General features: G+C 65.1%; 19 protein-coding genes and 1 pseudogene. 4 read left to right on the top strand and 16 right to left on the bottom strand.

The features are described 5' to 3' along the window. The first annotated feature begins 80 nt into the window (after window positions 1-80). From A9975_RS23820 to A9975_RS23830, 3 genes are all read left to right on the top strand, one after another. The gene (locus A9975_RS23820) at window positions 81-1,601 is read left to right on the top strand and encodes an efflux transporter outer membrane subunit (protein WP_183034973.1); all 1,521 of its coding nucleotides are present in this window, start codon (window positions 81-83) and stop codon (window positions 1,599-1,601) included. A 75-nt stretch (window positions 1,602-1,676) separates the two neighbouring features. After that, window positions 1,677-2,930 (top strand): HlyD family efflux transporter periplasmic adaptor subunit, encoded by a 1,254-nt coding sequence (locus tag A9975_RS23825; RefSeq protein WP_183034974.1) that lies wholly within the window; start codon window positions 1,677-1,679, stop codon window positions 2,928-2,930. Between the two features lie 2 nt (window positions 2,931-2,932). Then, a complete protein-coding gene (locus A9975_RS23830; protein WP_255503410.1) occupies window positions 2,933-4,537 on the top strand; it encodes a DHA2 family efflux MFS transporter permease subunit in 1,605 nt (534 codons plus the stop codon). Window positions 4,538-4,716: 179 nt separating this feature from the next. Here the strand turns inward: A9975_RS23830 and truB are convergent, their stop codons facing one another. The 8 genes from truB to A9975_RS23870 form a co-directional block, all read right to left on the bottom strand. After that, a complete protein-coding gene (truB, locus tag A9975_RS23835; RefSeq protein ID WP_183034975.1) occupies window positions 4,717-5,664 on the bottom strand; it encodes a tRNA pseudouridine(55) synthase TruB in 948 nt (315 codons plus the stop codon). A 118-nt stretch (window positions 5,665-5,782) separates the two neighbouring features. Continuing rightward, window positions 5,783-6,151, bottom strand: a complete 369-nt coding sequence (gene rbfA / locus A9975_RS23840) for a 30S ribosome-binding factor RbfA (RefSeq protein ID WP_006162086.1) — start codon at window positions 6,149-6,151, stop codon at window positions 5,783-5,785. 63 nt (window positions 6,152-6,214) lie between these two features. Beyond that, window positions 6,215-9,115, bottom strand: coding sequence for a translation initiation factor IF-2 (infB, locus tag A9975_RS23845; protein ID WP_183034976.1), 2,901 nt, complete (start codon window positions 9,113-9,115; stop codon window positions 6,215-6,217). Window positions 9,116-9,208: 93 nt separating this feature from the next. Next, entirely contained in the window at window positions 9,209-10,684 is a 1,476-nt protein-coding gene (gene nusA / locus A9975_RS23850) for a transcription termination factor NusA (protein ID WP_043347317.1), read from the bottom strand. Further along, the gene (gene rimP, locus A9975_RS23855) at window positions 10,681-11,169 is read right to left on the bottom strand and encodes a ribosome maturation factor RimP (protein WP_043347318.1); all 489 of its coding nucleotides are present in this window, start codon (window positions 11,167-11,169) and stop codon (window positions 10,681-10,683) included. Before rimP ends, nusA begins: the two co-directional genes overlap by 4 nt. A 330-nt stretch (window positions 11,170-11,499) precedes the next feature. Further along, window positions 11,500-13,434, bottom strand: a complete 1,935-nt coding sequence (gene rluB / locus A9975_RS23860; RefSeq protein WP_183034977.1) for a 23S rRNA pseudouridine(2605) synthase RluB — start codon at window positions 13,432-13,434, stop codon at window positions 11,500-11,502. Window positions 13,435-13,439: 5 nt separating this feature from the next. Next, on the bottom strand, window positions 13,440-14,516 hold the full coding sequence (scpB, locus tag A9975_RS23865) for an SMC-Scp complex subunit ScpB (protein WP_183034978.1): 1,077 nt from the start codon (window positions 14,514-14,516) through the stop codon (window positions 13,440-13,442). 591 nt (window positions 14,517-15,107) lie between these two features. Then, window positions 15,108-15,872, bottom strand: a complete 765-nt coding sequence (locus tag A9975_RS23870) for a sulfite exporter TauE/SafE family protein (RefSeq protein ID WP_183034979.1) — start codon at window positions 15,870-15,872, stop codon at window positions 15,108-15,110. Between the two features lie 298 nt (window positions 15,873-16,170). Between A9975_RS23870 and fnr the strand changes: the two genes are divergently transcribed. Then, on the top strand, window positions 16,171-16,896 hold the full coding sequence (gene fnr / locus A9975_RS23875; RefSeq protein ID WP_150990999.1) for a fumarate/nitrate reduction transcriptional regulator Fnr: 726 nt from the start codon (window positions 16,171-16,173) through the stop codon (window positions 16,894-16,896). Between the two features lie 86 nt (window positions 16,897-16,982). Here the strand turns inward: fnr and A9975_RS23880 are convergent, their stop codons facing one another. The 8 genes and pseudogenes from A9975_RS23880 to ccoS all read right to left on the bottom strand — a co-directional run bounded on the left by A9975_RS23880 (window position 16,983) and on the right by ccoS (window position 22,706). Beyond that, the gene (locus A9975_RS23880; protein ID WP_043421572.1) at window positions 16,983-17,228 is read right to left on the bottom strand and encodes a hypothetical protein; all 246 of its coding nucleotides are present in this window, start codon (window positions 17,226-17,228) and stop codon (window positions 16,983-16,985) included. A 2-nt stretch (window positions 17,229-17,230) separates the two neighbouring features. After that, window positions 17,231-17,446, bottom strand: a complete 216-nt coding sequence (locus A9975_RS23885; protein ID WP_183034980.1) for a hypothetical protein — start codon at window positions 17,444-17,446, stop codon at window positions 17,231-17,233. Window positions 17,447-17,514: 68 nt separating this feature from the next. Further along, complete coding sequence (ccoG, locus tag A9975_RS23890; RefSeq protein WP_183034981.1) at window positions 17,515-19,014, bottom strand: cytochrome c oxidase accessory protein CcoG; 1,500 nt, start codon at window positions 19,012-19,014, stop codon at window positions 17,515-17,517. Window positions 19,015-19,069: 55 nt separating this feature from the next. Beyond that, window positions 19,070-19,999: a cytochrome-c oxidase, cbb3-type subunit III gene (ccoP, locus tag A9975_RS23895; protein ID WP_183034982.1), complete on the bottom strand. Its 930-nt coding sequence runs from the start codon at window positions 19,997-19,999 to the stop codon at window positions 19,070-19,072. A gap of 96 nt (window positions 20,000-20,095) precedes the next feature. Further along, window positions 20,096-20,230: pseudogene (locus tag A9975_RS38590) on the bottom strand (cbb3-type cytochrome oxidase subunit 3); the annotation flags it as partial. A gap of 3 nt (window positions 20,231-20,233) precedes the next feature. Further along, window positions 20,234-20,911 (bottom strand): cytochrome-c oxidase, cbb3-type subunit II, encoded by a 678-nt coding sequence (ccoO, locus tag A9975_RS23905; RefSeq protein ID WP_150990991.1) that lies wholly within the window; start codon window positions 20,909-20,911, stop codon window positions 20,234-20,236. A gap of 19 nt (window positions 20,912-20,930) precedes the next feature. After that, a complete protein-coding gene (ccoN, locus tag A9975_RS23910; protein ID WP_006162068.1) occupies window positions 20,931-22,379 on the bottom strand; it encodes a cytochrome-c oxidase, cbb3-type subunit I in 1,449 nt (482 codons plus the stop codon). A 180-nt stretch (window positions 22,380-22,559) separates the two neighbouring features. Further along, window positions 22,560-22,706: a cbb3-type cytochrome oxidase assembly protein CcoS gene (gene ccoS, locus A9975_RS23915; protein ID WP_006162067.1), complete on the bottom strand. Its 147-nt coding sequence runs from the start codon at window positions 22,704-22,706 to the stop codon at window positions 22,560-22,562. Window position 22,707: the final 1 nt, after the last annotated feature.

Below are 22,707 nucleotides of genomic sequence, written 5' to 3' on the forward strand. Positions count from 1 at the left end.
TTGGCGGCCAGTGACGCTGGCGGCGCAGCGATCTCTCAAATACAAGAACAAACACTAACGCTCTATCGCAGGGCACCCAGATGAACCAAGCTCTCACTTCTTTTTCCGCTTTGTCGCCGCGCGCGCGCGCGGCGGGCCGCCGCACAGGCGCGCTGGTGCTGACCGCACTGGCGGCCGCGGTGCTGGCGGGCTGCGCCGCGTTCGGCAACTCGCACAGCACGCAGACCGTTACCGCGCCGGCCTCGCTCGCCAGCGCCCAGGCCCTGCCCTCGCAGCATGGCCAGTGGCCCTCGCTTGACTGGGTCGACCAGTTCAAGGACCCGCAACTGCGCGCCCTGGTCGACGAGGCGGTAAAGGACAGCCCCAACCTGCAAGCCGCTTTCGCGCGTGTGGAAGCCTCCCGCGCGATGGCGGACGCCACGCGCAGCGCGCTGTACCCGCACGTCGACTTCGACGGCAGCCTGGTACGCCAGCGCTTCTCGCAAACGGACCTGTTTGAAGGCACGCCGCTGGCCGGCTCGTGGCAGAACCAGTCACGCCTGCAGGCCGGGCTCTCTTACGATTTCGACTTCTGGGGCAAGAACCGCAAGGCGCTCGAAGCCGCGCTGTCCGACGACCGCGCCGCCGAGGCCGAAAGCCAGGCTTCGCGCCTGATCCTGACTACGTCGGTCGCCCGCGCCTATGCCCGCCTGGCCGCCTTGTACGCGCAACGCGACGTAGCCGAGCGCGCCATTGCCCAGCGCCGCGGCCTGAGCGACCTGTCACGCGACCGGCTCAACGCCGGTCTGGACACGCAGGTCGAAACCACGCAGGCGCGCGGCACGGTGGCATCGGCACAGACCGACCTGCTGCGCGTGGATGAAGACATCCTGCTGGCGCGCAACCAGCTCGCCGCGCTGCTGGGCAAGGGCCCGGACCGCGGCCTGGCGATCCAGCGCCCGACCATCCTGGCGCAAGGCACGCCGCTGCTGCCGGACAACCTCACCATCGATCTGCTGGGCCGCCGCCCGGACCTGGTTGCCGCCCGCTGGCGCGTGGAGGCCACCAGCAAGGATATCGAGGTGGCGCGCACGGAATTCCTGCCGGCCGTCACCTTGTCCGCTTTTGCCGGCGTTGCGTCGCTGGACCCATCCAACCTGCTGATGAGCATCAGCCGGACCTTCGGCATCGGTCCGGCGATCCGCCTGCCGATCTTCGAGGGCGGCAAGCTGCGCGCCAACCTGAAGGGCAAGTACGCGCAATACGACCTCGCCGTGGCCAACTACAACCAGGCGCTGGTCGATGCGCTGCGCGAAACCGCCGACACGGTGGCCAGCATCCGCAGCGTGGACACGCAGATCACGGCCCAGCGCGAGGCGCTGGCTCTCGCCGAGCGCGCCTACTCACTGTCCACCATCCGCTACAAGGCCGGGCTGGGCACCCAGCTCACGGTGCTCAATGCCGAAAGCAACGTGCTGCAGCAACGCCGCCTTGCCACCGACCTGCAGGCGCGCCGCCTGGACCTGCAGATGGGCCTGATGAAGGCGCTCGGCGGGGGTTACCAGGAGCAAGCCGAAGGCGCCGGGACGGATGCGCAGAAGCCAGCCGAGGCACGCGGCTAAACGGTTATTAGGTGGCTACGGCCAGGCAGCCGGAAGAACAACGAGCAGTACCGACAGCATTCTTAAAAGACGATCATGAGCGATAACAAGCAAGCGGCCCAGACTCCCGCCTCCCCGGCGGCTCCCGTCAACAACAACGGCAAGCGCAAGCGCCTGCTGCTCTCGCTGACCGCCGCGGTAGTGGTGGCCGGCGTGGCCTACGGCATCTACTGGGGCATGTACGCGCGCCACTTCGAGAGCACCGACGACGCGTATGTCGCGGGCAACGTGGTGCAGGTCACGCCACTGGTAGGCGGCACCGTGATTTCGATCGCGGCCGACGACACGCAGCTGGTCACCGCGGGCCAGCCCCTGATCCAGCTCGACCGCGCCGACTCGCAGGTCGCCATGGAGCAGGCCGAAGCGCAACTGGCGCAAGCCGTGCGTGAAGTGCGCACGCTCTACGTCAACAACGGCTCGCTGGCGGCCAACGTGACCATGCGCGAAGCCGATGTGGCCAAGGCGCGTGAAGATCTGAAGCGCCGCGAGGCCATCGCCGGCTCCGGCGCGGTTTCGGGCGAAGAAATCTCCCACGCGCAGACCGCCCTCGCGGCCGCGCAATCGGCACTGCTGGCCATGCGCGAGCAACTGGCATCCAACAAGGTGCTGACCGACCAGACCACGGTGGAGAAGCACCCCAACGTGCAGCGCGCCGCCGCCAACCTGCGTGCCGCCTATCTCGCGTTCGCACGCTCGACGCTGCCCGCGCCGGTGACCGGCTACGTGGCCAAGCGCTCGGTGCAGGTCGGCCAGCGCGTAGCCCCGGGCGCACCACTGATGGCCGTGGTGCCGCTGGACCAGGTGTGGATCGACGCCAACTTCAAGGAAGTGCAGATCACGCATATGCGCGTGGGCCAGCCGGTCACGCTGGAGGCCGACCTGTACGGCTCCAAGGTGACCTACAACGGCAGGGTGGAAGGCTTCTCGGCCGGCACCGGCTCGGCCTTCTCGCTGCTGCCGGCGCAGAACGCCACCGGCAACTGGATCAAGGTGGTGCAACGCCTGCCGGTGCGCATCGCGCTGGACCCGCAGCAACTCAAGGACCACCCGCTGCGGGTTGGCCTGTCGATGAACGTGACGGTGGATGTGCGCAAGGAAGAAGGCGCGGCCATGACCAACGCCACGGTTGCGCGCCCGATGCAGACCGACGTCTATGAGAAGGTCGCGCAGGACGCCGACGCGCTGATCGCCCGCATCATCTCGCTGAACAACGGCGGCCGCCAGGCGACCGAGCCCATGGCAGCGCCGGTATCGTCGGCGCCAGCCGCCGCCAAGCCCGCCAACACCTGAACATGGCTACCTCCCTCCCCGCGCGCGACGGCGCCTCGCATGGCTCAACGGCGCCAGCGGCGCGCCCCGCCGCGCCAGTGCCGTTGTCGGGCGCAAAGCTGATCGTCGGCACGATCGCGCTGTCGCTGGCCACGTTCATGAACGTGCTCGACTCCTCGATCGCCAACGTATCGATCCCGGCCATCTCGGGCGACCTTGGCGTGGCGCCCAACCAGGGCACTTGGGTCATCACCTCGTTCGCGGTGGCGAACGCCATCTCGGTGCCGCTGACCGGATGGATGACCACGCGCTTCGGGGCGGTGCGGCTGTTCATCACTTCGATCCTGCTGTTCGTGATCTCGTCGTGGCTGTGCGGTGTCGCGCCCAACCTCGAAGTGCTGCTGGCCGCGCGCGTGCTGCAAGGTGCCGTGGCGGGGCCGATGATTCCGCTGTCGCAATCGCTGCTGCTATCGAGCTATCCGCCGCAGAAAAGCACCATGGCGCTCGCCCTATGGGGCATGACCACGCTGGTGGCGCCAATCATGGGGCCGCTGCTGGGCGGCTGGATCTCGGACAACATGACCTGGCCGTGGATCTTCTACATCAACATCCCGGTGGGCCTGGGCGCCGCCTATGCGACCTGGACGATCTACCGCGACCGCGAGACGCCGATCAAGATCCTGCCGATCGACCGAATCGGGCTGGCGCTGCTGGTGATCTGGGTAGGCTCGATGCAGCTCATGCTCGACAAGGGCAAGGAGCTCGACTGGTTCCACTCGACCTCGATCGTCGTGTTGACGGTAGTGGCCATTGTGGGTTTCCTGTTCTTCCTGATCTGGGAGAGCTACGAGAAGCATCCGATCGTCGATATCACCTTGTTCAAGGGACGTAACTTCAGCGCCGGCGTGGTGGCCATCTCGGTGGCCTACGGCCTGTTCTTCGGCAACCTGGTGATCCTGCCGCTGTGGCTGCAAACCATTGTCGGCTATACCGCAACAGACGCCGGCATCGTGATGGCGCCGGTCGGGATCTTCGCCATCCTGCTGTCGCCGCTGATCGGCAAGAACCTGCCCAAGATGGACGCGCGCTGGGTCGCGACCCTGGCCTTCGTCACCTTTGGCGTGGTCAGCCTGATGCGCTCGGGATTCACCTTGCAGGTCGATACCCGCACGCTGATGATCCCGACGCTGATCCAGGGCGCGGCGATGGCGATGTTCTTCATCCCGCTGACCTCGATCATCCTGTCGGGCCAGCCACCGGAGAAGATCCCGTCGGCCTCCGGGGTGTCCAACTTCGTGCGGATCACGTTCGGTGCGATCGGTGCGTCGATCTCGACCACCATCTGGGAAAACCGCACGGCGCTGCATCACGCGCAACTGGTTGAACAGGTCAACCCGTACAACCCGACCTATATCGACCAGCTCAACCACCTGATGCAGATGGGCATGAGCCAGGCCCAGGCCAACGGACAAATCGAGCGCAGCATTTCGCAGCAGGCGGCCATGCTGGGCGCCAACGATATCTTCTGGATCTCGGGCGTGCTGTTCTTCGTGCTGATTGTCTTTGTCTGGCTGACCAAGCCTAAGAAGGGAGGCGATCTGGACGCCTCCGCGGCCGGGGCGCACTAGCTGCATTGGTTGCACTCAGTACACGCGCTGCACAGCGAGGCCGATGCCGTCACAGGCATCGGCCTCGTGCTTTCTGGCCCCGCCCCCCTGGCCCCGAGGCTCGAGCCGTCAGGATTTCCTGCCCGATGCAGCCGCATTGCGCATTGGCCGCATTGAGCGCATTGAGCGCATTGAGCGCGTTAAAGCTTGACCAGCCGCTCGGGCCGCAAGGCGCCTTCACGCATGCGCGCCACGCCAAGCAAGCGGCGCGGCTCGCCGCCATAGACACTGGCGAGTTCGTCTTCCGCCAGCGCCACGCCCGCCGGCAGGTCGCGCTGCGCGATGCGCTGGCCCTGCAGGAAGCGCGCCATCGCGGCCTCATCGAGCGTCACCGCTGCGCAGCGCTGCAATAGCGCATCGACCGGCGCGAGCATTCCAGGGCGCTCTTCGTCGGAGCGCTGCTCGATCTGCTCCAGCGTGACCGCGCCTTCCAGGCTCAGGTCGCCCACCGCCGTACGGCGCAGGCCGGTCAGGTGTGCGCCGCAGCCGAGCGCCTCACCGATGTCCTCGGCCAGGGTGCGGATATAAGTGCCCTTGCTGCAGGTCACGCGCATGCTGAAGGCGGGCACCTGCGGCAGCCCGCAATCGAGCAGCGTGATTTCGTGGATGGTGACGCGGCGCGCGGCGCGCTCCACGGTCTGGCCGGCTCGTGCGTATTCGTACAGCGGACGTCCGTCCTTCTTCAGTGCGGAATGCATCGGCGGCACCTGCTCGATTTCGCCCGCGAAGCGCAGCATTGCGGCGCGCAGCGCCGCGATATCGCAGGTTACCGCACGCTCGGCGATCACCTCGCCCTCGGCGTCGCCGGTCGCGGTCTTGAGGCCCAGCCGCACGGTGGCTTCGTACGTCTTGTCGGCCTCGAGCAGGTCCTGCGAGAACTTGGTCGCCTCGCCAAAGCACAGCGGCAGCAAGCCGGTGGCCAGCGGGTCGAGGGTGCCGGTGTGTCCGGCCTTTAGCGCGCGCAGCATGCGCTTGGCACGCACCAGCGCATCGTTGGACGAAAGGCCGAGCGGCTTGTCGAGCAGCAGCACGCCATGCACCTCGCGGCGCGGTTGCCGGGGCGGGCGATTGGTGTTGGGATGGGTCATGACGGGGAGCTATGTGACGCCGGGCAAAGCTTCAGGGCCGGGCGCGACAGACAGGGACAAAGGAGACGCGAAGCAACCAGCGCCAACAAGAAAACGGCCCGTGGTTACGGGCCGTCTTTCAGTCTTCTTTTGCGCGCGTGGAGTTGGCTTCTTTGATCAGCTTGGACATCTCGATCGCTTGTTCCACCGAGGTATCGTGGAAGAAGCGCAGCGTCGGCACGGTATGGATATGCAACCGCTTGTAAAGCAGCGAATGCAGGTAACCGGACTTTTCGTTGAGAATGCCCTCCACTTCCGCGGCATCAGCCGCCAGGACGGTGAAGTACACCTTGGCGTGCGCGTAGTCGGGGGTCAGCGTGACCGACTGCAGTGTGACGAGCCCCAGGCGGGGATCGCGCAGCTCACGCTGGATCATCTCGGCCAGGTCGCGCTGGATCTGGTCGGAAATCCGGAGATTACGAGAGGAGATATTGCCTTTCTTGGCCATTCAATACGCTTGCTGTCGAGAAGGGCAGCGGCGGGCCAGTTGGCCCGCCGCCCGCAACACGCCTTACAGCGTGCGCGCCACCTCGGTGATTTCATACACTTCGAGCTGGTCGCCTTCCTGAACGTCGTTGAAGTTCTTGATCGACAAACCGCACTCGAAGCCTTGCTTGACTTCCTTGACGTCATCCTTGAAGCGCTTGAGCGAATCAAGCTCGCCGGTATGGATGACCACGTTGTTGCGCAGCACCCGTACCAGGGCGGTACGCTTGACCAACCCGTCGGTGACCATACAACCAGCCACCGCGCCAATCTTCGGCACGCGGAAGACCTGGCGCACTTCGACCGTACCCAGCGTGACTTCGCGCTTTTCCGGTGCCAGCATGCCCGACATTGCCGCCTTGATCTCGTCTACCGCATCGTAAATGATGTTGTAGTAGCGAATATCGATGCCGTTGTTCTCGGCCAGCTTGCGCGCGCCAGCATCGGCACGCACGTTGAAGCCGATGATGACAGCCTTCGAGGCCGTAGCCAGGTTGACGTCCGACTCCGAGATGCCGCCCACGCCGCCGTGCACGATCTGTACGCGCACTTCTTCGGTGGAAAGCTTCTGCAGCGATTGCACCAGTGCTTCCTGCGAACCCTGAACGTCGGCCTTGACGATCAACGGCAGCGTCTGCACTTCGCCTTCGCTCATCTGCTCCAGCATCGTTTCCAGCTTGGCCGCCTGCTGCTTGGCCAGCTTGACGTCGCGGTACTTGCCTTGACGGAACAGCGCAATTTCGCGCGCCTTGCGCTCGTCCGGCAGCACCAGCACTTCTTCACCAGCCGCCGGCACTTCGGACAGGCCCTGGATCTCGACCGGAATCGAGGGACCGGCTTCCTTGGTCGGCTTGCCGGTTTCGTCCAGCATGGCGCGAACACGGCCATAAGCGCTGCCAGCCAGCACCACATCGCCACGCTTGAGCGTGCCGCTGGTGACCAGGATGGTCGCGATCGGGCCCTTGCCCTTGTCCAGCTGAGCCTCCACCACCAGGCCCTTGGCCGGGGCGTCCACCGGCGCCTTCAGTTCCAGCACTTCGGCCTGCAGCAGCACTTGCTCGAGCAGGTCGTCGATGCCGGCGCCGGTCTTGGCGGACACCGGAACGAACGGCGAATCACCGCCGTACTCTTCCGGCAGCACCTGCTCGGCCACCAGTTCCTGCTTGACGCGGTCCGGGTTGGCTTCAGGCTTGTCGATCTTGTTGATCGCGACCACGATGGGCACGCCCGCCGCCTTGGCGTGGGCAATGGCTTCCTTCGTCTGCGGCATCACGCCGTCGTCGGCCGCGACCACCAGGATCACGATGTCGGTTGCCTTGGCACCGCGAGCACGCATGGCCGTGAAGGCCTCGTGACCCGGGGTGTCCAGGAAGGTGATCACGCCGCGCTCGGTTTCCACATGGTAGGCACCGATGTGCTGCGTAATCCCGCCGGCTTCGCCCGCCGCAACCTTGGCACGGCGGATGTAGTCCAGCAGCGAGGTCTTGCCGTGGTCGACGTGACCCATCACGGTCACCACCGGCGGACGCGGCAGCTGCTCGGCGTCGGTGTGGTCTTCACCACCCACGACCAGCAGCGCTTCCGGATCGTCCAGCTTGGCGGCAAACGCCTTGTGGCCCATTTCTTCCACCACGATCATGGCGGTTTCCTGGTCCAGCACTTGGTTGATGGTCACCATCTGGCCGAGCTTCATCATCTGCTTGATGACCTCGGAAGCCTTGACGGCCATCTTGTGCGCCAGGTCGGCCACCGAAATGGTCTCGGGGATGTGCACTTCGCGCACCACCGGTTCCGTCGGGGCCTGGAAATTCGTGCCGCGATCGTCTTGCTGGTGACGGTTGCCACGGCCGCGCGGACCGCCGCGCCAGCCGCCAACGCCACCCGACGAATCGCCGCGGGTCTTCAGGCCGCTGCCCTTCTTCTTCGAGCCTTCGTCCTGCCAGGTCGAGGAAGTCCCCGCCTTCACAACCTTGCCGGTCTTCTTGTCGACGGTGGTGGTAGCAGTGGCCGTGGTCGTTGCGGGCTTCTTCTCGTCTTTCTTGACTTCGGTGCCAGGCGGCTTGACCGGTTTGTGCAGCGTGCCGGTCTGCTCGGCCTTCTTTTCTTCAGCCTTGCGTTCCGACGGCGCCTTGAGCACGCGCGCCGGCGCATTCAGCATCTGCTGAATGGCACGGGCTTCGGCTTCGGCGGCCTCGCGGCGCTTGCGCGCCGCATCCTGTTCGGCACGCGCCTTGTCGGCAGCCTGCTTGGCGTCATCGGCGGCCTTCTGCGCGGCAGCGCGTTCGGCGGCCAGGCGAGCCTTTTCGTCTTCGGCCTTCTTGCGCGAATCGTCGTCTTCCGGCGCCTTGGCAGTAGCGGCTGCGCGCAGGGCGGCAGCTTCCTCTTCCGCCTTGCGGGCGGCGAGCTCAGCCTGGCGGCGTTCTTCGGCCTCCAGCGCTTCCTGCTTGGCGCGACGCTCGGCCTCCTCGCGTTCGGCGGCCTCCTGGCGCGCCTTCGACTCGGCTTCCTGGCGTGCCAGCAATTCGGCCTGCAGACGATCTTCCTCGTCCTGGCGTGCCTGCTCGGCCGCATCGACCGGCAGCTCGACCACTTCGTGGCCATCGGCGCCATCGGTGGAAGCCTCGTCGCGCTTGATCAGGACGCGCTTCTTGCGCACCTCGACCTGCACCGTGCGAGTCTTGCCGGTGGAATCAGCCTGGCGGATCTCGGAGGTCTCACGCTTGGTCAACGTGATCTTCTTGCGCGCGCTGTCATCGGCCGCCCCGTGGGAACGCTTGAGGTAATCCAGCAACTTGGTCTTGTCGGATTCGGTGATGATGTCGTCAGGCGTCACCTTGCCCACCCCAGCTGCCTGCAATTGTTCCAGCAGGGCAGCTGCGCTGCGGCTCAGTTCTGCGGCCAGTTGGGCAACTGTTGTGCTTGCCATTCAAACCCTTTCAATGCTTGGTTATACGTCGGGACAATTGTGTGTGGAATGCGCGCTCAAGCAGCCTGGAAAAGCACTACGTGAGCGTGTCCCTCAGTTAAACCAATGTTCCCGTGCTTTCATGATCAGCGCGCGGGCATCATCCTCGCCAAGACCAACCATGTCGACGAGTTCGTCGACGGCCAATTCGGCCAGTTCGTCACGCGTGTGGATATTGCCTTCGGCCAGCTTGCCGATCAGTTCCGGGGTCAGGCCGTCGAGCGAGCGCAGATCCTGCGACACCTCTTCCACCTTTTCTTCCCGGGCCAGTTCCATCGTCAAGAGCGCATCGCGGGCGCGGTTGCGCAGCTCGTTGACGGTATCTTCATCGAAGGCGTCGATTTCCAACATCTCGCTGATGGGCACATAGGCCACTTCTTCCAGCGTGGAGAAACCTTCGTCGATCAAGATGTCAGCCACTTCTTCGTCCACGTCCAGTTTGGCCATGAACAACTTGCGCACCACGTCGCTTTCCTCGGCTTGCTTCTGTGCCGATTCTTCCTGCGTCATGATGTTGATCTGCCAGCCGGTCAGCTCGGACGCCAGGCGTACGTTCTGACCACTGCGGCCGATGGCGACGGCGAGGTTTTCCTCGTCGACCACCACGTCCATGCTGTGCTTTTCTTCGTCTACCACAATCGACTGTACTTGTGCCGGCGCCAGGGCGCCAATCACGAACTGCGCCGGGTCTTCCGACCACAGCACGATGTCGACCGCTTCGCCGCCAATCTCGTTACGGACCGCGGTCACCCGCGTGCCGCGCACGCCGACGCAGGTACCGATCGGATCGATACGCTTGTCATGCGCCACCACGGCGATCTTGGCGCGCACGCCGGGGTCGCGAGCAGCTGCCTTGATTTCCAGCAGGCCCTGCTCCATCTCCGGCACTTCGTTCTCGAACAGCTTGATCAGGAACTCGGGCGCGGTGCGCGAGAGCTCGATCTGCGGGCCGCGTGCGGTGCGATCCACATTCAGGATATATGCGCGGACACGGTCGCCGGTGCGCAGGTTTTCCTTGGGGATGATCTGGTCGCGGGCCAGCAGCGCTTCCACGCGGCCGGACTCGACGATCAGGCCCTTCTTGTCGGCACGCTTGACCGTGCCGGTCATGACCTTCTCGCCACGATCGAGGTAATCGTTGAGGATCTGCTCGCGCTCGGCGTCACGGATCTTCTGCAGGATCACCTGCTTGGCGGCTTGCGCACCGATACGGCCGAACTCGACCGACTCGATCTGCTCTTCGACAAACTCATCCAGCTGGATGTCCGGATCCTGCTCACGGGCCTCGAACATGAGGATTTGCTTGTCCGGCTCCTGCAGACCCTGTTCATCGGGGACTACAAGCCAGCGGCGGAACGTCTCGTGCTCACCGGACTCACGATCGATGGCGACGCGAATATCCACGTCTTCCTCGAAACGCTTCTTGGTTGCCGAAGCGAGTGCCGCTTCCAGCGCACCGAATACCACATCCTTGTCGACGTTCTTCTCACGCGCAAGCGCATCGACGAGCAACAGAACTTCGCGGCTCATTGCTTGTTCCCTTTTTTCTGATTTCCTTTGAAGTCGATCACCGGCACCAGGCGTGCGCGATCAACATCGGATATGGTGAATTCCAGCAGCGCCGTGCCGTTCTGGCCTTCGAACTCGAGGCCAATCTGCTCTGCCCCCGGCTCACCGGTAGGCGTCTGCAGGATGCCGACGAAGTTCTTCTGCCCGTTGACCGGAAGGCGCAAGGTAACCCTGGCTTCCTGGCCCGCGAAGCGGACGAAGTCAGCCAGTTTCTTGAGCGGCCGGTCCAGCCCCGGCGAGGACACTTCGAGGCGCTCGTAGTCGATGTTCTCGACGGTGAGCACGTGGGTAAGCTGACGGCTTACCTTCTCGCAATCCTCAATGACGATGCCGGTTTCAGGCTGATCGATATAGACGCGCATGAGTCCGCCTGGAGCGCGCTCGAGCTCAACCAGCTCGTACCCCATGCCGTTCAGGGTGGTTTCGATCAAATCTGCCAGATGCACTGTATTCCCGAATAATGGCCATCAATACCGTGGCAGACCCAGCCCATCGGCACGGCCGTCTTGGATGACGGCTTCAGCCAGCTTGCCTGCCAGTCATCCCGACCGGCGCGCCGCGAAACACGGCAAGCACACGAAACGGGCGAAGCAAAAAAAAATGGGCGCAATGCCCATCATTCGCCCACCCTTTTGCAGGATGACTTTTGAATAGACTTTGATTATACGCTGTCGCGGTGCAAAAGGCAAAGGCACCCGGCTTTGGCAAGACAGGGATGCGGCCCGTGCCGCTCTTTTCCCTGCCAGGCCCGCCCAAGGCGCCCTGCCTCGCATCACTCAACGATTGCCGTCGCGGCCACCGCCACGAGGACGGCGGTTGCCGTTGGGCTTGCCGGCCTGCGGCATCACATTCCCATTGGCTTCGCCACCACCGCGGCGCTGGGAACGATTCTGACCGCCACCCATGCCACCCATGCCGCCCATACCACCCATGCCAGCGCCACGGCCACCACTGCGGCCGCCGCGGCCCTGGCCGCCCGGGCCGCGGGGGGAACCCGCCGCACCGCCGCCCAGCTTGGTCGTATGGGACGTCAGCAGGGTCGGGCCACCGATGTAGCCCATCGACGTTTGCATCGGATCCGGCTGGCCGCGGCCAGCGCCGCTGCCGCGCGGGCCGTTGCCGCGATTGACGCGCGGCAGGCCGTCCATGCCGGTCGGCATCGGCATGCCGGCAATGGCTGCCTCGGTGCGCTGCTGGCGCCCACCCACCTTACTGCCGCCGCGGGGACCGCTATCCCCCTTGGACGGCGCCTTCAGGCCGATGGATGCCATCAGCGCGCGCACGTCGTCCGCCGCGAGTTCTTGCCAGCGGCCGCGCTTCAGGCCGCGCGGCAGCAGGAACTGGCCGTAACGGGTACGAATCAGGCGCGACACGGTCAGCCCGACGGCCTCGAACATGCGGCGCACTTCGCGGTTGCGGCCTTCGGTCAGCGCCACGTGGTACCAGTGGTTGATGCCTTCGCCACCACCGTCCGCGATGCGCAGGAAATTAGCCTCCCCATCTTCGAGCTTGATGCCATGCAGCAGGCGCTGGCGATCGGCCTCAGCCAGTTCACCCAGTGTGCGGACCGCATATTCGCGCTCCACACCGTAGCGCGGATGCATGAACTTGTTGGCGATATCGCCCGAGGAGGTAAAGATCAGCAAACCCTCGGTGTTGAAGTCGAGGCGGCCCACGGCCACCCACTTCCCTGCCTTGATGCGCGGCAGGCTGTCGAACACGGTCGGGCGGCCTTCCGGATCCGACTGGCTGACGATCTCGCCGGACGGCTTGTGATACAGCAGCACGCGCGGCGGCTTGGACGACACACGGCGGTGGATCAGCTTGCCGTTGACCCGGACCTGGTCGGCCGGCAGGATGCGCTGGCCGATGTGGGCAGGCAGGCCATTGACCGAAACCCGGCCCTGAAGAATCAGCTCTTCCATTTCCCGGCGTGAGCCCAGCCCACCTTCGGCGAGCACCTTGTGCAGCTTTGGCGCATCGTCGTCTGCGGACAGTTCGCGCACCGGCTTGACCCGGGCCTGCGGACCGCTCGACTCTTCCTGGTCATACTGACCGGAAATGACAAAGCGGAACAGGTCCTCACCGCTCGCAGCGGCGGCGGGCGCCTTCTCGGGCACACCCGCGGCCGGGCGCTGCGCCCCGCCCTTGCCCTTGCCGCCCTTGCCTTGCTGGCGCGGGCCGCCTTGCTGCCCTTCGGCGCCGCCGCGGCGGGCCGCGCCTTGCGGCTGCTGGCCTTGCTGCGGCTTGCGCTTGCGGGCGCCGCTCCCATTCGGGTTGGTGCGAGCGCCATCGCGCTGGCGCTCGCCCGCGGCTTCGCTTACACCTTCGGCAGCGTCACCGCTGAAGTTGCGGCGGCCTCGCGGCGCCGGGCGCTCGCCCTGCTGCTCGCCTGCCTGCACAGCCTCGCCTTCCGCGGGCTTGCGCTTGCCACGCGTACGCCCCTTCCTTGCGCCGTCGCCACGCGCGTCCTGCGCGGCACCCGCATCGGGGCTGCTCGCAGGGATTGCCGCCCCGCCGTCCGCGGCACGGTCGCCATCGCGGTCCTGCGCGGCCTGGCGGCGCGTGGCCACCAGATTGCGCAAGCCACGGCGCAGGCCCTTGCGGCGCGGCGCGCCATCGGTGCCATTGCCGGCATCGCCGGCCGGCGTATCCGCCTGGCGGACGTCTTGATCAGAATCGGACAAGGTATTCACATTCGGATGTTGCATGGTGTTCAGTTGGACACGCGCTGGTCGTGCTCGTCGTGCTCGCTGGGGTGCGCCGGATTCGTCGTGGACGCCCCCGGGACTTCGGACGCCTGCTCGCCGGAGGCCACTTGTACGTGGTAACCGTTGGCGGGCGTGTCCGTTTGCTCATTTGTTTCACCGTCTTCGACGGCTTGCTCCTCGGCTGCGTCGCCGGACCGCGTGCCGGCGGGCTCGGCGACCACCGGCTCGCTCCCTGGCTTACCGTCTGGCTCGGGCGTAGCCGGCACTTCCGCCTCGGCCTCGGGCGTGGGTGTGAACCCAGCCTCTACTTGCGCCAAGGCCTCCTTCCTTTCAAACGCATCCACCAAATCGGCAATGCCGTCCGTGGCGCCGGCCGCTAGACCGTCGGGGGCAACCACGCCTGAAGGGGTCGATTCACCCTCCCCGGCATCCGCCACAACCAGCGCGGCAGCGCCGGCCTGATCATCGCCAGGTTCCGCGAATGCCTCTTCGTCGCTATCCGCCGGCACCGTGCCCAGCGCCTCGAAGTCGATCGGCTCCTGATTCAGCATTGCGACCTGCGCCTGGGCCTGGATGTCTTCCAGCGGCGGCAATTCATCGAGCGTGCGCAGGCCGAGGTCATCAAGGAAGTTCTTGGTGGTGGCATAAAGCGCAGGCCGCCCGGGCACGTCACGGTGGCCGATCACCTCGATCCAGCTGCGGTCCTCGAGCTTCTTCACGACTTCGGTGCTGACCGCGACACCGCGGATTTCCTCGATATCGCCCCGCGTGACCGGTTGCCGGTAGGCGATGATCGCCAGCGTCTCCATCACGGCGCGGGAGTACTTGGGCGGCTTTTCTGGATTCAGCCGATCCAGGTACTCGCGCATGACAGGGCGGCTCTGGAAACGCCAGCCACTGGCCAGTGCCACGAGTTCCACGCCGCGTTGCTCCCAGTCGCGGCGCAGCTCTTCCAGCAGCACGCGAATGGTGTCGGCACCGACGTCGTCGGCAAACAGCCGGCGCAAGTCATTGACGCGCAAGGGTTCCTGCGCGCAGATCAGCGCGGTCTCGAGGACGATCTTCGCCTCTTGGGTATTCATGTTGATTGCGTGCAGCCTGTCTTTGCACCTGCGCCCCGGTTGATCCCGGGCGCACTGGAGATTGCGGGTTCAGCGGTAGGGATTGCCACCGCCATCTGGCCGCGCAGCCAACCGCATGCTTGATGCATGCCAGCCGTGCGCCTTCTTTTATTGCATCGGGTGCCGGACCTGACCGGCAGGAGATCGCCCGGCCACCGGCTTTAACTGCCAGTCGACGGAGCCCTTGCGTCGCGCCTTCCCCCTGATGTGGCGGACCTGTCCGGCGCGGCGTTTATCATCGAACGCACCGGGTGCAAGAAAATACGGATATCGGGCCTGCTGGCCTATTTCACCCCGCCCTGCCGTGGCTGGTCTTTTGAACCGAATCTTTTGAACCGGACGGCGGATGGGGAACGGTCCCTGGCGCTGATGCCTGCCTGGGTGTTCCTGGCATGCATCCCTGAGCAGCGGATGCTACCTGACGATGCCACGATGAAATACGCTGCGCGATATCGCTGTTCTTGCGATTGTATGGCATTCCCTGGCAAACCTGCAACCGATTCGCACAGCTACCTCAGCGAGGAAGTGACAGATACACCACGAAACAGCGCTTCAGAAGACCAGGCAGAATCCATGCGCGGCAAGCGTCTCAGGTAAAAGCAGCGCGCGCGCCACCCCGGCCAAGCCAAAGGCCACCACCGCAAGGCCAGCGCCAGCGCGCAACGCCGGGCGCCGCGAAAGCTGCCTGAGATAGCCGGACAGGCCCGAGATCACCAGCAGGTTCGGCAGGGTGCCCAGGCCAAACACGGCCATCACCAGCGCGCCCGACGGGGCATTGCCGGCCAGCAACGCCATGGCAAGAGCACCGTACACCATGCCGCACGGGACCAGCCCCCAGGCTAGCCCCATGCCGTAGCGGCGCAGCAAGCGGCCCTGCCCATGCGCCCGAGCCACAGCTGGCAAGCGCGCCCCGATAGCGCCAAGGCCGCGCAGCAATCCACCCGCGCCCCGGGCGGCGAGCCGCTCCAGCCAACCCGTACCCGTGGTGCGCCCGCGCAACATCCACAAGCCCGACAATGCCAGCATCACACTGCCGATCCCGAACAACCAGCGCTGCAGCGGCAGGTACTGTGCCTTCCAGACGCCAGCGCCAAGGGCGCCCAGCAAGCCTCCCAGCACCGCATACATGCTCAGCCGCCCGGCATGCATGACAAGCAGTTCCAGCAACCAATGGCCGGGACGCCGGAGCACCGTGGCAGGCACGCGCGCAACGCCGCCCTGCTCCGCCGCCAGCGCGATCCCGCCGCACATGGCGGCGCAGTGCACGCCGCCCAGCAAAGCCAGGGTAAATACGCTGATAAGCACGCCTATGGTCAACTTCTCCTCCCAATCACACAATCGCAACGTCCGGCGCGGTAAAATGCGGAGAACGCGCCCCCGCAGCTCCAAGAGGCGCTATCAACATGAAGCTTGGCGCCCGCGTACATCAGCGCGCTCGCAAAACATGACGACGGGCACGGCAAGCCGCGCTGCACAGATAGCGCACTGCCGCAAGACCCGCGCGCCAGGCCGATGTGGATAGCGCTTCCAACCGACGACTCTCAACGTCAAGCTCTCAACTCAATGCGCCTGCCACATCGCGCTTGATTGACTGCGCTAAACCGACAGGCCCCAATTGCTCACCACCATTCCCATTACCGAGATGTCGCCCCGCTGCTCCACTTGCTCGCTCGGCCAGCTCTGCCTGCCCGTCGGCATGTCGCAGCAGGACCTCGAAAAGATGGATACGCTGGTCCAGGACCGGGTGCGCGTACGCAAGGGCGAAACCCTGTACCGCCTCGGCGACCCTCTCACCGCCGTCTACGCGATCCGCTTCGGCACGCTCAAGACCCACCTGACAATGGAAGACGGCCGCTCGCAGATCACGGGCTTCCACCTTCCCGGCGAAGTCGTCGGCCTCGACGGCCTTGGCGAGATGCAGCACGCGTCGGACGCCACCGCGCTGGAAGATACCGAAGTCTGCGTGGTGCGCTTTGGCGATCTCCAGACGCTGTCCAACGTCCTGCCTTCCCTGCAGCATCAGTTCATGCGCCTGATGAGCAAGGAGATCTCGCAGGACCAGGTCATGTTGATCACGCTCGGATCGATGCGCGCCGAGGAGCGGCTTGCCGCTTTCCTGATCAACCTGTCCGAGCGCTTGTCCGCGCGCGGCTATTCGGCCTCCGAATTTGTGCTGCGCATGAGCCGCGAGGAAATCGGCAGCTACCTGGGGCTCAAGCTCGAAACTGTCAGCCGCCTGTTCTCGCGCTTTGCGGAAGCCGGCCTGATCCAGATTCGCCAGCGCCACGTCAAGCTGGTCGACATGGTGGGGATCAAGCAGATCGTCAACAAGTCCTGCTGACGCGCTCGTCGCGCGCCGCCCTCGCCCGCGGCGGATCGCCGCGATGCCGCGCCTGCTGGCCTGAACCGGCAAGGCGCGCATCACAATCACTCCAGCTCGTCCGTGTCCGCCAGCCGCGTGGGCATGGTGTACAGCGTCAAGCCGCTCGACAGCGAGCACAGCACCCACGCGATCAGGAAGCCCACGGTGTAGACCGCCTCCCGCGATGCCTCGACCGGCTGGCCGAAGAAGCGCAGGTCACCGGGATCGACCATGGAGAATACCAGCGCGGTCGTCAGCCCGGCGACCAGGAAAGCGGGCCACAGCACCCACATCAGCCAGCGTAGTCTCATGATCACCTCGCTTGCGCCGCGACCGGCGCTGCCTGGCGCGCGCTGCCCGCCTTCTCGACCACCAGGCCGTGGCGAGCGACCCCTTCCTCAATGGGCGGATCCGGGTGGGTCATGGCCAGCCAGATCGTGACCCCGCAGGCCACCATGGCAACGAACGGCCCACTCATCAGCAGCCACGGCCATGGCTCCTTCCACCAGGGATTGCTTTGCTGCGTCATCTGGCCTCCTCTAGTTCTAGATCGCGTATGTAGCGTACGGATTGGTGTATCCAGCGTCCCCCGCCGCCTCATAGATTGCGCGGCACGATAAAGCTGGTGCTCTGTCGAATCTCCGCGCCATGCGCCCCCGCGCCCTCGTCGGGCACCGCGGTCACCGTGACCTCGATCTTGTGCGTGCCCTGCGCCGCGGACTCGATCGGCACGCGCACCCGGATGGGAATCAGGCGATTGGACGTGGGCTCCAGGTTGCCGGCAGCGTGATCATATTCCACGGCCAGGCCCTTGAGCTCATCGCTGCCCGCGCTGACGGCGACGCGCATTGGCGCCTCTGTCGTGTTGATCAGTTGCAGCCGATACACGTTCTCGATCCAGCGCCCTTCCACTTCCCGCCCCAGCGCGCCGCGGTCGCGGATGATATCGACCTTGAGCGGCGTACGCATGGCCAGCGAGGCCATGAAGCCGGCGACCAGCGCCAGCCAGATCACCGAGTAGATCACCGTGCGTGGCCGCACCAGGCGCTTGCGCGCCACGCTCTCGGAGAGCGCGCTGCGCATGGCGTTCTCGGACGTATAGCGGATCAGCCCGCGCGGGTAAGCCATCTTGTCCATGACCTGGTTGCAGGCGTCGATACAGGCGCCGCAGCCAATGCAGTCGTACTGCAGGCCATCGCGGATATCGATGCCAGTAGGACAGACCTGCACGCAGATGCTGCAATTCACGCACGAGCCCAGCCCGGCGGCCTTGTGGTCCGCCTTGCGCGAGCGGCTGCCGCGCGGCTCGCCGCGGCCCACGTCATAGGTGACCACATAGGTGTCGCGATCCACCATCACGCTCTGGAAGCGCGCATACGGGCACATGTACTTGCAGACCTGCTCGCGCATGAAGCCGGCGTTGCCCCAGGTGGCAAACGAGTAAAACAGCATCCAGAACGTCTGCCACGGACCCAGCGAGAGGCTCAGCACCTGCGCGCCGAGCGTGCGAATGGGCGAGAAGTAGCCGACGAAGGTAAAGCCCGTCCATAGCGCGATCACGATCCAGAGCGTGTGCTTGGTGGCCTTCAGGCGCAGCTTGCGTACGCTCCAGGGGTCGCCGTCCAGGCGGATGCGGGCAAAGCGGTCGCCTTCCACATGCCGCTCGATCCACATGAAGATCTCGGTGTACACCGTCTGCGGACAAGCGTAGCCGCAGAACAGCCGCCCCGCGATCGCCGTGAAGAGAAACAGCGACACCGCGGAGATCACCAGCAGCACGGCAAGGTAGATCACGTCCTGGGGCCACAGCACCAGGCCGAATATATAGAACTTGCGCGCGCCGAGATCGAACAACATGGCCTGGCGGCCATTCCACTGCAGCCAGGGCATGCCATAGAAGAACAGCTGGGTCAGGACCACCATCCAGACCCGCCAGCTCGAGAACGCACCCGACACCGAACGCGGATAGATCTTGCGGCGGACTTCGTACAGGGTCTCGTCCGACGTTTCCGCGTCCGCCGAGTCAGGTGCGGGCGCGCGCAGCGGCGCCCACGCGGCGCCATTCCTTTCAAGCGGCTCCGGTCCGGGGGCGTTCATGGGCGAACACCCTCGCCGCGGTGCGAACCCGGCTGACAAGCACAAGCATGGTGGCTCATTGCCTGCCCCCCTCGCCTGCACCGCCGCCGGTGTTGGACAGGCCCCAGACATAGGCCGTCAACATGCGGATACGCTCCGGCGTGAGGATTTCCTCGTGCGCCGGCATATGGTTGTTATGACCCTTCAGGATGGCATCGACGATGTTCGCCTCCGAGCTGCCGTACAGCCACACGCGGTCCGACAGGTTAGGCGCGCCAAGCGCCTGGTTGCCCTTGCCGGAGGAGCCATGGCAGGCCGCGCAGGTGGACTTGAACGTGCTCTCGCCGCGCGAGGCGCGGATCGGGTCGGAAGACAGGCCGGACAGCGAACGCACGTATTGCGCCACGTCGCCAGCGAGCTTGCCGTCGATGGTCGAGGCGAACGACGGCATCACGCCGTTGCGGCCCTTGGTAATGGTCTGCGTGATGGTCTCGGGATCTCCGCCGTACAGCCAGTCGTTGTCGGTCAGGTTGGGAAAGCCGCGGCTGCCGCGCGCATCGGAGCCGTGGCATTGCGCGCAGTAGTTGAGAAACAGGCGTTGGCCGATCTCGCGCGCCGCCGGGTCGGCCGCCACCTGCTTGACGTCCATCTGCATGTACTTGCCATAGACCTCGCGCTGCAGTTGCTCGGCTGCCTGGCGGTGCGCCTCCAGCTCAACCCGGCTGGAGGTCTTGAGCACGCCGGCGTAGGAACCCAGGCCGGGGTACAGCACCAGGTAACCCAGGCCAAAGATGCATGCCAGCAGGAACATCCACATCCACCAGCGTGGCAGCGGGTTGTTCAGCTCGCGCAGGTCGCCGTCCCACACGTGGCCGGTGTCCTCGGGCGCGCCCACAACCTTGGTGACCTTGCGCTGGGAGAACAGCAGCCACACGCACCAGACGATGCCGACCAGCGCGATGGCGGCAATGTAGTAGCTCCAGAAATCCGTGAAGAAGTCGCTCATGACTCAGTGTTCCTGCGTGGTGTTGTTTGCGCCGCCGGCATGACGCGCGACGCGGTGGCCGGCATCGGGCCTGGCGTCTTGGCGTGCGGCCAGCGGCTCGTCGGGCAAGGCGAACGGCAGCATGGCCGACTCCTGGTTGGCGGCCTTGCGCCCGGACGACCAGGCCCACCAGCAGATGGCGATGAAGGCAGCCATCGAGATCACAGTGGAAAACGCGGTGATCATTGCCATGGCTTACTCCTTGGCCGGCGTGGCTGCGGGCTGCGCGGCGGCCGCGGTATCGACCCGCACATTGCGCTTGGCGATGCCAAGCTCCTGCAGGTAGGCGACCATCGCGTCTTCCTCGGTCTTGCCGGCCAGCGTGGCAGGCGCCTGCTCGATCTCGGCGTCGGTGTACGGCACGCCGAGACGGCGCAGCGCACGCATGCGGTCGCGGACATCGTTGGTCTGCAACGGCGTTTTCTCCAGCCACGGGTAGGACGGCATCACCGATTCGGGCACCACGTCGCGCGGATTGCGCAAGTGGATGCGCTGCCAGTCATCGGAGTAACGTCCGCCCACGCGCGCCAGGTCGGGACCGGTACGCTTGGAGCCCCACAGGAAGGGATGGTCGTAGACCGACTCGCCCGCCGTGGAGTAATGGCCATAGCGCTCGACATCGCCCTGCAAGGTGCGCACCTGCTGCGAATGGCAGCCCACGCAGCCCTCGCGGATATAGATATCGCGGCCCATCAGGCGCAGCGCGGAATACGGCTTGATACCCGCGTCGGGCTCGGTGGTGGAGTGCTGGAAGAACAGCGGCACGATCTGGACGAGCCCGGCGATGCTGACCACCAGGATGGTGCAGATGATCAGCCACCCGATATTCTTCTCCAGGGTCTCGTGCGTAAAGAAGCTTCGTTTTTCGGACATCGTTTCTATCCTGGAATGATCAATGGGCGGAGGCGGAAACGCTGGTCGGGATCAGTGCATCCACGGCAGGCTTGCCGATGATGGTCCTGGCCACGTTGTATGCCATCAGCAGCATGCCGGAGAGGAAGCACAAGCCACCCAGCAAGCGGATCAGGTAGAACGGGTACTTGGCCTTGACCGCTTCCACGAAGGCGTAGGTCAGCGTGCCGTCGGGCTGGGTGGCGCGCCACATCAGGCCCTCCATCACGCCGGCGATCCACATCGAGGCGATGTACAGCACCACGCCAATGGTGGCGATCCAGAAATGCAGCTCGATCAGGCGCACGCTGTACATCTCTTTCTCGCCAAAGAGCCGCGGGATCAGGTAGTAGAGCGAACCGATCGAGATCATCGCGACCCAGCCCAGCGCGCCGGAGTGCACGTGGCCAATGGTCCAGTCCGTGTAGTGCGACAGCGCGTTGACGGTCTTGATCGACATCATCGAGCCCTCGAAGGTCGCCATGCCGTAGAACGACAGCGCCACCACCAGGAACTTGAGGATGGGATCGGTGCGCAGCTTGTGCCAGGCACCCGACAAGGTCATGATGCCGTTGATCATGCCGCCCCACGAAGGTGCCAGCAGGATCAGCGAGAACACCATGCCGAGCGATTGCGCCCAGTCCGGCAGCGAGGTGAACTGCAAGTGGTGGGGACCAGCCCACATATAGGTGAAGTTGAGCGCCCAGAAATGGACGATCGACAGGCGGTAGGAATAGATCGGGCGGCCGGCCTGCTTGGGGATGAAGTAATACATCATGCCCAGGAAGCTGGTGGTCAGGAAGAAGCCCACCGCGTTATGGCCGTACCACCACTGCACCATGGCGTCCTGCACGCCGGCATACGCCGAGTAGGACTTCCACATGCCCACCGGCATCTCGGCGTTGTTGACGATATGCAGGATGGCGATGGTCAGGATGTAGGCGCCAAAGAACCAGTTGGCCACATAGATATGGCGGGTCTTGCGCTTCATGATGGTGCCGAAGAACACAATGGCATAAGCCACCCAGACCAGCGTGATCAGGATGTCGATCGGCCATTCGAGCTCGGCGTATTCCTTCGAGCTGGTGATGCCCAGCGGCAGCGTGATGACCGCGGCCACGATCACCAGTTGCCAGCCCCAGAACGTGAAGGCCGCCAGCGGGCCGCAGAACAGCCGCGCCTGGCAGGTGCGCTGCACGATGTAGTACGAAGTAGCGAACAGCGCGCTGCCACCGAAGGCGAAGATGACCGCATTGGTGTGCAGCGGGCGCAAGCGGCCGAACGACAGCCATGGCGTGTTGAAATTAAGCTCCGGCCAGATCAACTGTGCCGCGAGCAGAACGCCTACGGCCATACCGACAATCCCCCAGACTACCGTCATGACGGCAAACTGCCGCACAACGCCGTAATTGAAGGTGTCGGCGCGAGAATACGCGGCGGTGACAGCCATTCAGACCCCCAGATTGGATAAACATGAATTGATGTTGTGACTGTAGGAAAAGCGCGCGCAAGCTGTCTTGATCTGTATCAAGCGCACCGGAAAGCATGGGAACTCAGGTGCAACGGCGTCTCGCATCCGCACACACGGCAACGCAACCGCGCGCGGGCACGGCCGCATTGCCGCGATCACTCAGGGCTTGTCGTTGTCGAGCAGAATGGCCTCGCCGGGCCGGTCGAGATCGTCGTATTGCCCGGCGTGCAGCGCCCACCAGAGCGCACCGGCGATCACCGCGACCAGCACCAGGCTCATCGGCACCAGCAGGTAGAGCATGTCCATG

Origin of the sequence: Cupriavidus sp. UME77 (genome assembly GCF_014170355.1) — a bacterium.
GTDB lineage: Bacteria > Pseudomonadota > Gammaproteobacteria > Burkholderiales > Burkholderiaceae > Cupriavidus > Cupriavidus basilensis.